Origin of the sequence: Caminibacter pacificus, from assembly GCF_003752135.1 — a bacterium.
GTDB lineage: Bacteria > Campylobacterota > Campylobacteria > Campylobacterales > Nautiliaceae > Caminibacter > Caminibacter pacificus.
In genome coordinates this window covers 154,404-168,187 of record NZ_RJVK01000004.1, presented here as the reverse complement: position 1 = coordinate 168,187, position 13,784 = coordinate 154,404, and the positions used below count along the sequence as shown (strand labels likewise).

Genomic DNA, 13,784 nt, shown 5'->3' with positions numbered 1-13,784 from the left:
GCAACTTATATCTAAGTTATCAATCATCTCAAACGCTCTCCCGCGTTTTGGGACTGAAAGTATATAATATTCCTACCCTCTTGTCAAGAGTTTTTCTGAAAAATTTTCACTTTTTTTCACTTTTTTCTCTTCACCTTTCACATTATACTTGTGAATTCCCAAGTTTTGGGGAGTTTAAGTTGTTATTTTAAAATGTGAATTTTTAATAGAATCCGAAGAAAGTTTTTCATTAGGTATAAAGACAAGTTGGTCATTTATAATTGTAGGAGATAAATGAATTGTTTTTTGTACTTTCTCAATAGAAACAATATTACCATTATTTATATTAATAACTTTTGTTGCTAAATCGTGAATATCTTCTTTTTGATGAGAAATCATAAATGTCGTAAGTTTAAACTCATTATGTATAATTAAAATCTCTTTTTTTATTTTTTCTTTAACTTCTTCATCAAGTGCGCTTAAAGCCTCATCCAATAATAATATTTTAGGTTCTTTCATTAAAGCTCTTACTAAAGCGACTCTTTGTTTTTGACCTCCGCTAAGAGTATTTGGCATTCTATTTATAAATGGTGTCATTTCGACAATATCCAAAAGCTTCATAGCAAGTTTTTTATCTTTTTTTACAAACAAAAGATTTTCTAAAACGTTCATATTCGGAAAAAGTGCGTAATCTTGAAATACATAACCGATATCTCTTTTTTGAGGAGGTAAAAAAAATTTTTTATCTTGCCAAATTTTTTTATTAACCTTTATAATGCCTTCACTTTTTTCAAGTCCAGAAAGCACTCTAAAAAATGTAGTTTTTCCACTACCGCTTTTACCATATAGAGCATAAAACTCATATTGTTTAAAAGTTTCGTTTATTTTTAACGTAAAATTTTTAAATGTTTTAACAATGTTAATTTCTATCATCATATTTCTTTATATTTTTTTGAATAGTTATAAACATATACGAAAAATAAAACTATAAAACTTAAAATCAATAATATTAAACTATAAATATGTGCCGAAAAATAATCTAAATTTTCGACATATTCATAAATAGCAATACTTGCAACCTTAGTAACTCCCGGAATTGATCCTCCGACCATCAAAACAACACCGAATTCACCGATTGTATGCGCAAACGTAATAATTAATGCAGTAATTATCGAAGGTTTTATATTCGGCAGTACAACTCTAAAAAGTGTTTCGATTTTATTTTTTCCTAGTGTATATGAAGCTTCTATGATACTTTTGTTTAAACTTTCGATACCGCTTTGAATAGGCTGTAGCATAAACGGAAGAGAATAAATACAACTTGCAACGACAATTCCGGGAAATGAAAAGACTAAAGAAATATCGAAATATTTTTGAAAAAATTCTCCAAGAGGAGAGTTTTGTGAAAAAGCCCATAAAATATAAAAACCTAAAACCGTAGGAGGTAAAACGATGGGTAAAGCAAAAAATGCTTCTAAAAAAGGTTTGATTTTAGATTTTGTTTGAGATAAAAACCAAGCAAGAGGTAATACGATAAAAAAAAGAATCAAAGTAGTAATAAAAGCAAGTTTAAAAGATAAAAGAAGAGGAGTAAAGTCAAGTTGACTTACTTTATTTAACAATGTATCCATATTTTTCTAATATTTCAGCCGCTCTTTTACTTAACATATACGTATAAAATGCCGCGGCGTTTTTATTTGATTTTGCTCTTGATAACAAAACGATACCTTGATTAATAGGTTCATAATATTTTGAAGGTATTTCAATCCAATGAACCCCTTCTTTATATTTTTTCATTTTCGGAGAAAATAAAGCGGATTTAGCCACAAAAGCGCCGTCGGTTGCCGCTAATGCATATGATAAAGCCTGAGTGACCGTCTCGGTAAAAACGATTTTATCATGCAAATCCCACCATTTATTATGTAAAAACTCTTGTGCCGCTTTTCCGTAAGGTGCTAATGAAGGATTCGGCATTGCTATTTTATTTAGATTTTTAATATCCTCTATTGAATTAACTGTTTTTTTTGGGGCAAAAAATGCCAATGCACCTCTTGCATATACAACCGGTCTTGTAAAAGCGTATCCGTTTTTATACAAATACCATGGATATTTCATATTCGCAGATAAAAAAACATCATAAGGAGCATGATTTTTTATTTGCGCCGTTAATTTTCCACTGCTACCGAGTACAACTCTAACATTTACATCCGGATATAACTTGTTAAAATCTTTAACCAAACTTTTTATAGCATAAGAAACGTTTGTAGCTACTGCTATTGTAATTTGAGAGGCAAAAAGAGGAGTTAATAAAAGAAAAAAAAGTAATTTTTTCATAGCTTTGCCTTCGATTGTTTTATTTGTATCTATATGTAATTCTACCTTTGTCCAGGCTATAAGGATTTATTTCAACCTTTACTTTATCTCCCGGTACGATTTTAATGTAATTCATTCTAATTTTACCACTTATATGACAAAGTATTTCTTTCCCTAAACCTTCAAGTTCCACTTTAAACATTGCGTTAGGAAGTGCTTCTTTTACAATTCCATCCACTTCTAATACGTCTTTTGCCATTACTCTTCCTCCGTTAATATAATTGGTTTGTTATTTAGTATTGCTATTTGATGTTCATAATGAACACCCACTTCCATATCTTCACAATAAACATCCCAGCCGTTTTCAGCCAAAATCGGCTCTCCGCATTTATGACAAAGCATAGGCTCCAAACAAAAAACATGTCCGTTTTTAACTTTTTCGCCTTGATTCGGTTTGCCTTCTACATAATTTAATATCTGAGGCTCTTCGTGCGGTTTTCTACCTATACCATGCCCGCTATAACCTTTTAAAGGCACATATCCGTGAGAAGTTATATATTCTTCTAAAAGTTTACTTATTTGTTTATATCTCATTCCCGGTTTGATATTTTTTACGGCATGATAAATTGCATCTCTTGCTACTTCTATCATTTTTTGATATTTTTCATCAATTTTACCTACTCCCACAGTAATAGCGGCATCTCCGTACCACCCGTTTATTTCAACTCCGACATCATAACCGACAACATCACCCTCTTTTAAAGGTTCATCATCAGGAATACCGTGTATTACTACACCGTTTCTACTGATACATACACTATTTGGAAAATCATATAAACCTTTAAAAGCAGGTCTTCCACCGTTGCTTCTTATAAAATCTTCGGCTATTTTATCAAGTTCAAGAGGGGTAATTCCGGGTTTTGTGTGTTCTCTTAAAAGCTTTAGAGTCTTCGCTACTAATTTCGCAGGCTTTTTAATCTCTTCGATTTCACTTGGTTTTCTAATTGGTATCGCCATTTACTCTCCTAAAAATAAAGCAAGGGAATTAAATTCCCGTAACTGATAATGTATCGTATTTTTGCATTTGCATTTCGGCTTGGATTTTTCTCATAGTATCGATCGCAACTTGTACGACGATAAGTACGGCAGTCCCACCGAAATAAAAATTAATACCGATAAGTTTTACAAGTAACCATGGAAGTACCGTAATAATTCCTAAATAAATCGCACCCCAAAAAGTTAATTTACTTGCAACGTCATTTAAAAATTTAGCGGTTTGCTCACCAGGTCTGATTCCGGGAATAAATCCGCCTTGTTTTTTAAGGTTTTCGGCAATTTCTTTTGCATTAAATACGATTGATGCGTAAAAATATGCAAAGAAAATAACTAATACGAATTCAATAACATGGAAAAGATATCCGTTCGGATTTAATGCGTCTCTTATTGAAACTAAAATAGGATTACTAACTCCGCTAAGTACAGTTAATGGGAACATTAAAATTGCACTTGCAAAAATCGGAGGAATTACACCACTTAAATTCAATTTAATAGGAATATAATTCATAATTCTTTTAAATCTGTTTTGCATTAAAACTTTTCTTTGATATGAAACAGGTATACGTCTCTCCGCAAGTTCTACATAAATAATAAATGATACGGTAGCTACTACAATAGCAAGAATGAAAATTAAACCGATAACAGTTAACTCTCCCACATCCACTAAATTTAAAGTACCGACAATTGCACTCGGAATTCCGCTGACAATACCTGCAAAGATAATTAAACTAATACCGTTTCCGATACCTCTTTGAGTAATTTGTTCACCAATCCATACAAGAATCATAGTACCCGCAAGCATTGTAAATGCCGCTAAAATAACAAATGTAGTTTTATCGATCATAACGGCGCTCTCGCCCATTTTACCGGTCATTGAAGTTAAACCTAACGCAATACCGATCGCTTGTACGAATGCAATACCCACAGTTGCGTATTTAATGATTTTCATATATTTTTGGAAACCTTGAGAATCTTTTTTAAGCTCTCCGAGTCTTGGGAAAGTTGCCGCAAGTAACTCCATAATAATCGAAGCGGTAATGTAAGGCATTACACCAAGTGCGATAATACTCATTCTACTTACCGCATTACCGCTGAACATATTAAGTAAACCTAATGCGTCGTTTTGATGACCTGAAAAGAAGTCTTTAATTACATCTATATTTACCCCTGGTACCGGTACATAGGCAAGGATTCTATAAACAAGAAGAAAGCCAAGGGTAATTAAGATTTTTTTAGCTATCGGATTCATACCCTTACTTTCCAGAAGTTGTGATGTTAGCGTCTTTTATTTTATCTTTTAGTTCTTTCGCTTTAGAACCGATCAGTTTAACTTTTTTAGATTTGATTTTAATAATTTTGCTTAAATTTTCAATAGTAATTTCATTAAGCTCAGCAATTGCTGTAATTCTATCTACGTTAATCGCTTGAGGTTTTTCTCTTCTACTTGTGAAACCAACTTTTGGTAATCTTCTTTGAAGTGGAGTTTGTCCACCTTCAAAACCTCTTTTTTTAGAATAACCAGTTCTACTTTTTTGACCTTTTTGACCTCTTGTAGCAGTTTTTCCGTATCCGCTTGCAGGTCCGCGCCCTACTCTTTTAGTTTTATGAGTAGCGCCGCATGCCGGTTTTAAGTTTTCTAACGCCATGATTACGCCTTTTTACTTTTAATCATTTGTAGAGCTTTGATTGTAGCTCTTACAAGGTTATGAGGTTCGTTCGAACCAAGTGATTTAGAAAGAATATCTTTAATACCAACAAGCTCAAGTACCGGTCTCACCGCACCACCTGCGATCAGCCCCGTACCCTCACTTGCAGGTTTAAGTAAAATTTTTGATGCGTTAAATTTAGCTTGAACGTCATGGTTAATAGTGTTTCCATGAATACCTTCAATTTTAACAAGGTTTTTAAATGCGTCGTCAATAGCTTTTCTGATTGCATCAGGAACTTCTTTAGCTTTTCCTGTTCCTACACCAACGATACCTTTTTTATTACCAACTACTACTAAAGCGTTAAATCTGAATCTTCTACCACCTTTAACAACTTTAGTAATTCTTCCGATATTAACAACTACTTCTTCAAATTCTTCTCTATTATAATCTCTAATTACTTGAGGTTTTTTAGCCATTTGCCTTCCTTATAGTTTTATGCCGTTTTCTCTTAGAGTATCTGCAAATGCTGCAACTACACCGTGATATTTATATCCGTTTCTGTCAAAAGCCACTTTTTCAACATTAGCAGCTTTTAATTTTTCAGCGAAAATCGCTGCTGCTTTTTTAGCACCTTCGATATTTGAAGGTAGCTTTTCATCAAGATGAGCAGTATTTAAGTGTGCAAGTGTATGACCAGCCGTATCGTCAATAGCTTGAACGATAATATATTTGTTTGATTTATAAATAGTAACTCTTGGCATATCAGCAGTACCGCTGATTCTACCTCTTACTCTTCTTTTTCTTTTAAGTCTTCTTAAATCTCTTTTTGCTAATGCTTTACTTCTTCTCATCTCTCACCCTTATTTTTTAGCTGTTTTACCAGCTTTTCTAATAATATGTTCATCAACATATTTAACACCTTTACCTTTGTAAGGTTCAGGTTTTCTAAAGCTTCTGATTTCAGCAGCTACTTGCCCCACTTGTTGTTTGTCGCTACCTTTTACGGTAATAATGTTTTTCTCAACAGTAATAGTAATTCCAGCAGGAATTTCATATTCGATCGGATGAGAATATCCAAGGTTAAGTACTAATTTGTTTCCTTGAACGTTCGCTCTGTAACCAACACCGTTGATTTCAAGTTTCTTTTCAAAACCTTGAGTTAATCCGATTACGGCGTTGTTAGCAAGTGCTCTAACAGTTCCCCACATAGCTTTAGCGAATTTGCTATCTTCTGCAGGTTCGAATGTTAAAGTATCACCTTCGATATTAACTTTTACAACACCTTTAGTGTCGATTTCTTTTGCATCTTGGCCTTTTTTAATAATTAATTTATTCCCTTCAAGTTTAGCTTCAAGGCCAGAAGCTAACTTTACGGGTTGCTTACCGATTCTACTCATTAATATGCTCCTTATATATTTTTACCAAATACTACAGATAACTTCGCCACCAACTTTTAATTTGTAAGCTTCATCATTCGGCAATACGCCTTTATTTGTAGAAACAACCAAAGTACCAAAACCGTTTTTAAAGTTTTTAATATCTTGGTATCCTTTATAAACCCTTCTACCAGGTTTAGAAATTCTTTTAACTTCGTTAATTACAGAATTTCCGTTTTCATCATATTTTAAAGTAACGTTGATGAATTTTTTATTTCCATCTTCGATAACTTTATAGCTTTCAATATAACCTTTTTCTTCAAATACTTTTAAAACGTCTTCCATAAGTTTTGAGTGGTTTAGTTTAGTAACTTCCAAACCTCTCATAGCAGCGTTTCTAATTCTTGTTAATCCATCTGCGATAATATCGTTCATCATTGCGGCATCCTTTTACCAGCTTGCTTTTTTAACACCAGGGAGTAATCCCTCGTTTGCCATTTTTCTTAGACAAATTCTACAAATTCCAAAGTCTCTATATACAGAGTGTACTCTACCACAAATAGAGCATCTTGTATATGCTCTAACTTTGAATTTTGGTTTTCTTTTAGCTTTAGCAATCATACTTTTTTTTGCCATTTTACTTTCCTTTTGTAAATGGGAATCCGATAAGTTCAAGCATTCTTTCAGCTTGTTTATCGTCTTCAGTCGTTGTAGAAATATTAATGTTCATACCGTGAACTTTAATAATGTTATCATAGTCAACTTCAGTAAATACAAGTTGCTCGGTAAGACCGAAGTTAAAGTTACCTCTTCCGTCAAAACCGTCTCTTTTTACACCTTTAAAGTCTCTAACTCTCGGAAGAGCGATTGAAATAAGTTTTTGTAAAAAGTTCCACATCATATCGCCTCTTAGTGTAACTTTTACACCAACAGGCATACCTTCTCTTACTTTAAATCCTGCAACAGATTTTCTTGCAGGAGTAATAACTGCTTTTTGTCCTGTAATAAGAGTTAAAGTATCAGCAACGCTTTGAAGGAATTTTTTATCTCTACTTCCTTCACCAACACCTGCACTTACTACAATTTTTTCAAGGTTCGGAATAAGCATAGGGTTTTTAATATCAAACTCTTCAACAAGTTTAGGTCTAACTTCGTTATAGTATCTCTCTTTTACTTCAAATGTTCTAGCCATTGCCTTAACCTTCTACTTTTTTTACGTTAGAGATGTGAATTGGTTTTTCGATGTATTCGAACCCGCCTTTAGGGTTAGCTTCTGTAGGCTTAACAGCCTTTTTCACTACGTTCACACCTTTAACGATTACTTTAGCTTCTTTAGGAATTACTTTTAAAACTTCACCAGTTTTACCTCTATCGTCACCGGCGATTACTTTTACAGTATCGCCTTTTTTAATTTTGAATTTTGGAGGTAAATTTTTTCTTGCCGCCATTATAACACCTCCGGAGCTAATGATGTAATTTTTTGGAACCCTTCATATCTAACTTCTCTCGCGATAGGTCCGAAAATACGAGTTCCAACAGGTTCTTTTTTAGCATCGATGATAACTGCCGCGTTATCATCAAATCTGATTAAAGAGCCGTTTTCTCTTTGAACTTCTTTTTTAGTTCTAACAACAACAGCTTTTACAACTTGACCTTTTTTAATTTTCCCGTTTGGAAGGGCTTTTTTAACAGAGGCAACGATAATGTCACCTACTCTTGCATATCTTCTTTTTGACCCTCCCAAAACTTTAATACACATAATTTCTTTAGCACCGCTGTTATCAGCGACTTTTAGTCTTGTAAATGGTTGAATCATTCTTATTCTCCTCTTTCAACAATTTCTTTAAGAACGAAACTTTTTCTTTTAGAAATTGGTCTATGCTCGATAGCAGTAACGATATCACCAACGTTTGCTTCGTTGTTTTCGTCATGAACAAGATATTTTTTGAATTTTTTTACAATTTTATGATATTTAGGATGTAAAACTTTTCTTTCAACTAAAACGTTGATAGTTTTATCTCCGGTTTTTTTAATAACTTTTCCTTGAATAACTCTTTTAGGCATTAGTTACCCCTTTTTTGTCTCATCGCAGTTTTGATTCTTGCGATGTCTTTTCTAATTTTAGAAACAAGAGACGTATCTTGTAGCTGCATAGTTTTTAATTTCATTCTTGTTTCGAAAAGTTCCATTTTTTTATTTTTCAGAAGCTCTTGTAATTCAGCTTCTGATTTTTGAACTAATTCCGCTACATTTAGTTTAGTATAGCTCATTTTCACTCTCCATTGTTACAATTTTTGTTTTAAATGGTAATTTTGCAGCTGCAAGAGTTAAAGCTCTGATTGCCGTATCATGGTTTACACCAGTGATTTCGAAAATAATTCTACCAGGTTTAATATTCATTACCCACTCTTCTACGCTACCTTTACCTTTACCCATTCTCACACCGACAGGTTTAGCAGTTAAAGGTTTATCAGGGAATACTCTAATCCAAATTTTACCTGTTCTTTTCATTGTTCTTGAAAGGGCAACCCTTCCAGCTTCGATTTGTCTTGAATTGATTCTACCAAGCTCGATCGCTTTTAGTCCGTATGTTCCGAACGCAAGGCTATTACCTCTGTATGCCTTACCTCTGTTTCTACCTTTTTGTTGTTTTCTATATTTAGTTCTTTTTGGCATTAACATTTCTGCGTCCTTTTCTTCTTCTTTGAGGTTTTCTCTCCTCAGTAGAAGCTACTTGATTATTACCTTTTCTTTGTAATACTTCACCTTTGAATATCCAAACTTTAACACCGATAATTCCGTATGTAGTTAAAGCTTCGGCAAAACCGTAATCGATTTTAGCTCTTAACGTATGAAGAGGAACTCTTCCCTCAAGATACCATTCAGTTCTTGCCATTTCGGCACCGTTTAATCTTCCAGAAACTTGAACTTTAATACCTTTAGCTCCGGCTTTTAGAGCTGATTGGATAACTTTTTTCATAGCTCTTCTGAACGCTACCCTTCTTTCGATTTGAGTAGCTACGTTTTCAGCCGCAAGTTGTGCGCTTAGTTGTGGTTTTCTTTCTTCTTTAATGTTTAGAATAAGTTCTTTACCACCGATTAATTTTTGAAGTTCTTTTTTAAGAGCTTCAACTTCGCTACCACCTTTACCGATGATGATACCAGGTTTTGCCGCGAAAATTGTAATTCTTACTTTTTTAGCCGTTCTTTCGATAATAATATCGCTGATTCCGGCATAGTATAGTTTTTTCTTTAAGAATTTTCTAAGTTCATAGTCGTTTAGAACATTCTCAGGCATAGTATTATAGTTGATAAACCATCTACTTCTCCAGTTTCTATTTATCCCTAATCTTAGTCCGATTGGATTCGTTTTTTGACCCATTAGCTTTCCTTTTCAACTTCTACGTAAATGTGAGCTGTTGGTTTTTGAATTCTGCTTGCCATACCTCTTGCTCTTGGTCTAAATCTTTTTAGATAAGGACCTCTATCAACTCTACAAGATTTAACTACAACTTCATTAGCGTCAAATCCGCCGTTTGCTACCGCACTTGCAATAACTTTTGCGATAACCCTTGCCGCTTTATTCGGCATAAATTCAAGCTTTGCAAGAGCTTCTTCAGCGTTCATTCCCTGAATTTCTCTTGCAACAAGTCTTGCTTTAGTTGGTGAAAGTCTGATAAATTTTAATGTTGCTTTACTCATCACCTATCCTTACTTACCAATTTTCTTTTGAACAGAACCTTTATGACCTCTAAAAGTTCTTGTAGGTGCGAATTCACCAAGTTTGAATCCTACGTGTCTTTCAGTGATATAAACAGGAACGAAATCTCTTCCGTTATGAACGTTAATAGTTAAACCGATCATTTCAGGAACGATTGTACTTCTTCTACTCCAAGTTTTAATTGGTTTTGGGTTTTTTTCTTCTTTTGCTTTAAGAACTTTTTTCATTAAATGGTCGTCTACGAAAGGACCTTTTTTCAAACTTCTAGCCATGAGCTATCCTTATTTCTTTCTTCTTGAAATGATATATTTATCAGATTGTTTTTTCTTACGAGTTTTGTAACCTTTAGTCGGCATACCCCAAGGTGTAACAGGATGGTTACCTTTACTTCTACCTTCACCACCACCGTGTGGATGGTCAACCGGGTTCATTGCGATACCTCTTGTTTGAGGTCTGATTCCAAGCCATCTGCTTCTTCCGGCTTTACCGATAGTGATGTTTTGGTAATCAGCGTTACCAACAGTACCGATAGTCGCCATACATTCACCAAGAATTTTTCTCATTTCACCTGATGGAAGTCTAAGGATTACGTATTTTCCTTCTCTACCCATAATTTGGCAGCTGTTACCCGCAGCTCTTGCGATTTGCCCGCCTTTTCCAGGTTTCATTTCAACGTTGTGTACTACAGTACCAACAGGAATGTTTTTAAGTTTCATAGCGTTACCAGGTAAAATATCAAGACCTGCTTCAGCCGCCATTACAGTATCACCAACTTTAAGACCTTCAGGTTGGATAATGTATCTTTTGTCTCCGTCAGCATAGCTGATTAGACAAATTCTACAGTTTCTGTACGGATCGTATTCGATAGTCATTACTTTACCAGGAACACCGAATTTATTTCTTTTAAAGTCGATAATTCTGTAAAGTTTTTTATGACCAGCTTCTCTATGGCGAGAAGTGATTCTACCCATATTGTTTCTACCGGCTTTTGCCGGAAGTTTAATAAGTAATTTTTTAACCGTCGGCTTAGAAGTGATGTCGCTATTATCAAGCGTACTCATAAATCTTCTTGACGGTGTATATGGTTTATATGTTTTTACTGCCATCTTCTATCCTTATACACTTAGGCTTTCAAGTTTTGCATCTTCAGGTAATTTAACATAGAATTTTTTATAATCAGGTCTTTTACCTTCGATTCCTCTGAATCTTTTCACTTTACCTTTTTGTCTAAGTGAATTGATTTTGATTGGTGTTACACCGAAATATTCTTTGAAAATTTCTTTTAATTGATTTTTAGTCACTTTTGGTGACGTTTGAACTACTAAAACACCTTGCTCTTGAAGGTTAAGTGCTTTTTCAGTATAAACGATTGATTTGATATCTGTAATATCTGCCATAGCTTAGCCCTTTATAACTTTATCGAATGCAGCTTTATCAAAAATAATGCTTTTGAAAACGCTTGCATAGTATGCGTTTAATTCTTCCGGTGTAATAATGTATACGTTTGGAATGTTTCTAAATGCTAAAAATGTTTTTTCGTCCATTTCATCAACAACGATTAGATAATCTCTTTCGTTGATGTTGTTTAGCCATTTTACAGCGTCTTTAGTTTTTCCGCTGTCGATTTTGATTGAATCAACAACGTAAATTTTTCCGTTTTCAGCTTTTTCGTTAAGTGCATATTTTAGTGCAACTCTTTTTTGTTTTTTATTAATTTTTTGAGACCAATCTCTTTCGTTTCTCGGTCCGTGAGCTACACCACCACCTACGAAATGAGGTGCTCTGATAGAACCTTGTCTTGCCCTACCTAAACCTTTTTGTCTGAATGGTTTTTTACCACCACCGCTAACTTCACCTCTTGTTTTCGTATGAGCCGTACCCGCTCTTTGATTAGCAAGGTAAGCTTTTACATACAAATAAAGGTTGTGCGGATTAATGTTTTGAAAATCTTCAGGTAATTGGTTAATTTGTTTAATCTCTACGCTCATTTCACAATCCTTACTTTTCCTAAGCTACCGTTTGCTCCAGGAACACTTCCTTTAATTACAAGTACACCCATATCCGGGTCGAATTCAACTACCTCAGCATTTACAGTTACGTTTTTGTTTCCGTAATGTCCAGGCATTTTTTTACCAGGCATAACTCTACCCGGGAATTCACAGTTACCGATTGAACCAGGTGCTCTGTGAAATCTACTACCGTGGCTTCCAGGTCCACCACCGAATCCGTATCTTTTTACAACACCTTGGAAACCTCTTCCTTTGCTTTTGAAAGTAATTTTTACTTTTTTAGCTTCTTTAAGAGGCTCTACTGATAAATCACCAGCCTCAGTGTTTGCAACAGCAAGTTCTACGAATCTGTTGAACTCTTTATCAAGTCCGTATTTTTTTTGCATACCTTCGATAGGTTTATTAATTTTTTTACCGTGCGGATACGCTACAAGCGCTTTTCCGTTTTCTTTTACTTCACAAACTTTTGCAGGTACTACTCTTAATAGAGTAACAGGGATACTTTTAGTTCCTACAGTCCTACTCATTCCTATTTTTTCAACTATAAATTCCATTCAAATCTCCTTAACTTAGTGCCCTAACTTCTACATCAACCTCTGGTGCCAACTCAAGTTTCATAAGTTGATCAACAGTATCAGGCGATGCATTCACAACATCAATAAGTCTTCTGTGAATTCTAATTTCGAATTGTTCTCTACTATCTTTATTGATGTGAGGTGATCTTAAAACCGTATATCTTCTGATTTTAGTAGGTAGAGGAATTGGTCCCTTTACTTCTGCTCCGGTTCTTTTAATCGCATCCGTAATGATGCTAACAGCTTTATCAAGCACTCTGTGGTCATATGCTTGAAGTTTGATTCTAATTTTTTCCATTAGCCTTCCTTTTTAAAGATCTCGTGGTTTTTCCACGCTATTTGGAGTTGAAATTATATGAGAAATCGAGTTATTTTGCAAGAGAAAAAGAGGGTATTTTTTCCTTTTTGAAAGGAAAAAGATAAAAGGCGTAACTTTTAAGAATGCGTAATTTTCGGATGATATGCATTTTTAACGATATACTCAACCGCCTCATCTACATCGTCTGTTACGATAAACAATTCAAGGTCTTTTTTTTCAATATAATTGTGCTTTAGCATTACTTCATAAAACTTCAAAAGCGGTTCGTAAAACTCTTTTCCGAAAAACACTACCGGTATTTTTGTCATTTTTCCGGTTTGAATAAGCACGAGCACTTCGCTTAGCTCGTCAAGCGTACCGAAACCTCCCGGCATCATTACGGTTCCCACGCTATATTTTAAAAACGTCACTTTTCGCGTAAAAAAGTATCTGAATCTAAGAGGAATTTTTACATAAGGATTCGTAGTTTGTTCGTGAGGCAATTCTATATTTAACCCTACGCTGATTTTGGCCCCCTTATTTGCCGCTTCCATAATTCCGGGACCTCCGCCGGTTATAATAGCAAACCCTTTATCGCTTAATTTTTTTGAAATTTCGGTCGCTTTTTCGTAATAGTAATTACCCGGTTTTTCTCTTGCGCTTCCGAATATCGAAATTCCCGGCGGTATATCTTCAAGCTCTTCAAAAGCGTCCGTAAAATCACTAATAACCCTGAACATCCTCCAAACGTCTTTGTTTAAATCTCTATTATCCAAAAACTCTTTTTGTATATCTTTATGCATCCTAT

Annotated in this window: 27 protein-coding genes; all 27 read right to left on the bottom strand. The window is 34.4% G+C overall.

Going from position 1 to position 13,784, the window contains the following annotated elements; genetic code table 11:
• Window positions 1-174: 174 nt before the first annotated feature.
• The 27 genes from EDC58_RS08475 to EDC58_RS08345 all read right to left on the bottom strand — a co-directional run bounded on the left by EDC58_RS08475 (window position 175) and on the right by EDC58_RS08345 (window position 13,779).
• Window positions 175-912 (bottom strand): ATP-binding cassette domain-containing protein, encoded by a 738-nt coding sequence (locus EDC58_RS08475; protein WP_170151136.1) that lies wholly within the window; start codon window positions 910-912, stop codon window positions 175-177.
• Window positions 912-1,610, bottom strand: a complete 699-nt coding sequence (gene modB, locus EDC58_RS08470; RefSeq protein WP_123353076.1) for a molybdate ABC transporter permease subunit — start codon at window positions 1,608-1,610, stop codon at window positions 912-914. The genes EDC58_RS08475 and modB overlap by 1 nt, the downstream gene beginning before the upstream one ends.
• Complete coding sequence (gene modA, locus EDC58_RS08465; RefSeq protein ID WP_123353075.1) at window positions 1,591-2,313, bottom strand: molybdate ABC transporter substrate-binding protein; 723 nt, start codon at window positions 2,311-2,313, stop codon at window positions 1,591-1,593. Before modA ends, modB begins: the two co-directional genes overlap by 20 nt.
• Window positions 2,314-2,332: 19 nt before the next feature.
• Window positions 2,333-2,551, bottom strand: a complete 219-nt coding sequence (gene infA, locus EDC58_RS08460) for a translation initiation factor IF-1 (RefSeq protein WP_123353074.1) — start codon at window positions 2,549-2,551, stop codon at window positions 2,333-2,335.
• Window positions 2,551-3,309, bottom strand: coding sequence for a type I methionyl aminopeptidase (map, locus tag EDC58_RS08455; protein WP_123353073.1), 759 nt, complete (start codon window positions 3,307-3,309; stop codon window positions 2,551-2,553). The genes infA and map overlap by 1 nt, the downstream gene beginning before the upstream one ends.
• A 28-nt stretch (window positions 3,310-3,337) precedes the next feature.
• The gene (gene secY / locus EDC58_RS08450; RefSeq protein ID WP_123353072.1) at window positions 3,338-4,597 is read right to left on the bottom strand and encodes a preprotein translocase subunit SecY; all 1,260 of its coding nucleotides are present in this window, start codon (window positions 4,595-4,597) and stop codon (window positions 3,338-3,340) included.
• A 4-nt stretch (window positions 4,598-4,601) separates the two neighbouring features.
• Window positions 4,602-4,994 carry a 50S ribosomal protein L15 gene (gene rplO / locus EDC58_RS08445; RefSeq protein WP_123353071.1) on the bottom strand — a complete coding sequence of 131 codons (393 nt, stop codon included), beginning with the start codon at window positions 4,992-4,994 and terminating at the stop codon, window positions 4,602-4,604.
• Between the two features lie 2 nt (window positions 4,995-4,996).
• Window positions 4,997-5,473 carry a 30S ribosomal protein S5 gene (gene rpsE / locus EDC58_RS08440; RefSeq protein WP_123353070.1) on the bottom strand — a complete coding sequence of 159 codons (477 nt, stop codon included), beginning with the start codon at window positions 5,471-5,473 and terminating at the stop codon, window positions 4,997-4,999.
• A 9-nt stretch (window positions 5,474-5,482) separates the two neighbouring features.
• Window positions 5,483-5,848, bottom strand: a complete 366-nt coding sequence (gene rplR / locus EDC58_RS08435; protein WP_123353069.1) for a 50S ribosomal protein L18 — start codon at window positions 5,846-5,848, stop codon at window positions 5,483-5,485.
• Window positions 5,849-5,857: 9 nt separating this feature from the next.
• Complete coding sequence (gene rplF, locus EDC58_RS08430) at window positions 5,858-6,394, bottom strand: 50S ribosomal protein L6 (protein ID WP_123353068.1); 537 nt, start codon at window positions 6,392-6,394, stop codon at window positions 5,858-5,860.
• Between the two features lie 21 nt (window positions 6,395-6,415).
• Window positions 6,416-6,811 carry a 30S ribosomal protein S8 gene (gene rpsH / locus EDC58_RS08425; protein ID WP_123353067.1) on the bottom strand — a complete coding sequence of 132 codons (396 nt, stop codon included), beginning with the start codon at window positions 6,809-6,811 and terminating at the stop codon, window positions 6,416-6,418.
• A 12-nt stretch (window positions 6,812-6,823) separates the two neighbouring features.
• Window positions 6,824-7,009, bottom strand: a complete 186-nt coding sequence (locus EDC58_RS08420) for a type Z 30S ribosomal protein S14 (RefSeq protein WP_007475795.1) — start codon at window positions 7,007-7,009, stop codon at window positions 6,824-6,826.
• A gap of 1 nt (window position 7,010) precedes the next feature.
• Window positions 7,011-7,565, bottom strand: coding sequence for a 50S ribosomal protein L5 (gene rplE, locus EDC58_RS08415; protein WP_123353066.1), 555 nt, complete (start codon window positions 7,563-7,565; stop codon window positions 7,011-7,013).
• A 4-nt stretch (window positions 7,566-7,569) separates the two neighbouring features.
• Window positions 7,570-7,821: a 50S ribosomal protein L24 gene (gene rplX / locus EDC58_RS08410; protein WP_123353065.1), complete on the bottom strand. Its 252-nt coding sequence runs from the start codon at window positions 7,819-7,821 to the stop codon at window positions 7,570-7,572.
• A complete protein-coding gene (rplN, locus tag EDC58_RS08405) occupies window positions 7,821-8,189 on the bottom strand; it encodes a 50S ribosomal protein L14 (RefSeq protein WP_123353064.1) in 369 nt (122 codons plus the stop codon). The genes rplX and rplN overlap by 1 nt, the downstream gene beginning before the upstream one ends.
• A gap of 2 nt (window positions 8,190-8,191) precedes the next feature.
• Entirely contained in the window at window positions 8,192-8,437 is a 246-nt protein-coding gene (rpsQ, locus tag EDC58_RS08400) for a 30S ribosomal protein S17 (RefSeq protein WP_123353063.1), read from the bottom strand.
• Complete coding sequence (rpmC, locus tag EDC58_RS08395) at window positions 8,437-8,643, bottom strand: 50S ribosomal protein L29 (protein WP_007475800.1); 207 nt, start codon at window positions 8,641-8,643, stop codon at window positions 8,437-8,439. The genes rpsQ and rpmC overlap by 1 nt, the downstream gene beginning before the upstream one ends.
• Window positions 8,630-9,055 (bottom strand): 50S ribosomal protein L16, encoded by a 426-nt coding sequence (gene rplP / locus EDC58_RS08390; RefSeq protein ID WP_123353062.1) that lies wholly within the window; start codon window positions 9,053-9,055, stop codon window positions 8,630-8,632. The genes rpmC and rplP overlap by 14 nt, the downstream gene beginning before the upstream one ends.
• A complete protein-coding gene (gene rpsC, locus EDC58_RS08385; RefSeq protein WP_123353061.1) occupies window positions 9,033-9,755 on the bottom strand; it encodes a 30S ribosomal protein S3 in 723 nt (240 codons plus the stop codon). Before rpsC ends, rplP begins: the two co-directional genes overlap by 23 nt.
• Entirely contained in the window at window positions 9,755-10,075 is a 321-nt protein-coding gene (gene rplV, locus EDC58_RS08380; protein WP_123353060.1) for a 50S ribosomal protein L22, read from the bottom strand. The genes rpsC and rplV overlap by 1 nt, the downstream gene beginning before the upstream one ends.
• A gap of 9 nt (window positions 10,076-10,084) precedes the next feature.
• Window positions 10,085-10,366: a 30S ribosomal protein S19 gene (gene rpsS / locus EDC58_RS08375; RefSeq protein WP_123353059.1), complete on the bottom strand. Its 282-nt coding sequence runs from the start codon at window positions 10,364-10,366 to the stop codon at window positions 10,085-10,087.
• Between the two features lie 9 nt (window positions 10,367-10,375).
• On the bottom strand, window positions 10,376-11,200 hold the full coding sequence (gene rplB, locus EDC58_RS08370) for a 50S ribosomal protein L2 (protein ID WP_123353058.1): 825 nt from the start codon (window positions 11,198-11,200) through the stop codon (window positions 10,376-10,378).
• Window positions 11,201-11,209: 9 nt separating this feature from the next.
• Window positions 11,210-11,491, bottom strand: coding sequence for a 50S ribosomal protein L23 (locus tag EDC58_RS08365; RefSeq protein ID WP_123353057.1), 282 nt, complete (start codon window positions 11,489-11,491; stop codon window positions 11,210-11,212).
• A 3-nt stretch (window positions 11,492-11,494) separates the two neighbouring features.
• Window positions 11,495-12,082: a 50S ribosomal protein L4 gene (rplD, locus tag EDC58_RS08360; RefSeq protein WP_123353056.1), complete on the bottom strand. Its 588-nt coding sequence runs from the start codon at window positions 12,080-12,082 to the stop codon at window positions 11,495-11,497.
• A complete protein-coding gene (gene rplC, locus EDC58_RS08355) occupies window positions 12,079-12,657 on the bottom strand; it encodes a 50S ribosomal protein L3 (protein ID WP_123353055.1) in 579 nt (192 codons plus the stop codon). The genes rplD and rplC overlap by 4 nt, the downstream gene beginning before the upstream one ends.
• 10 nt (window positions 12,658-12,667) lie before the next feature.
• Window positions 12,668-12,976 (bottom strand): 30S ribosomal protein S10, encoded by a 309-nt coding sequence (gene rpsJ, locus EDC58_RS08350; RefSeq protein ID WP_007475550.1) that lies wholly within the window; start codon window positions 12,974-12,976, stop codon window positions 12,668-12,670.
• Window positions 12,977-13,113: 137 nt separating this feature from the next.
• A complete protein-coding gene (locus EDC58_RS08345; RefSeq protein ID WP_123353054.1) occupies window positions 13,114-13,779 on the bottom strand; it encodes an LOG family protein in 666 nt (221 codons plus the stop codon).
• Window positions 13,780-13,784: the final 5 nt, after the last annotated feature.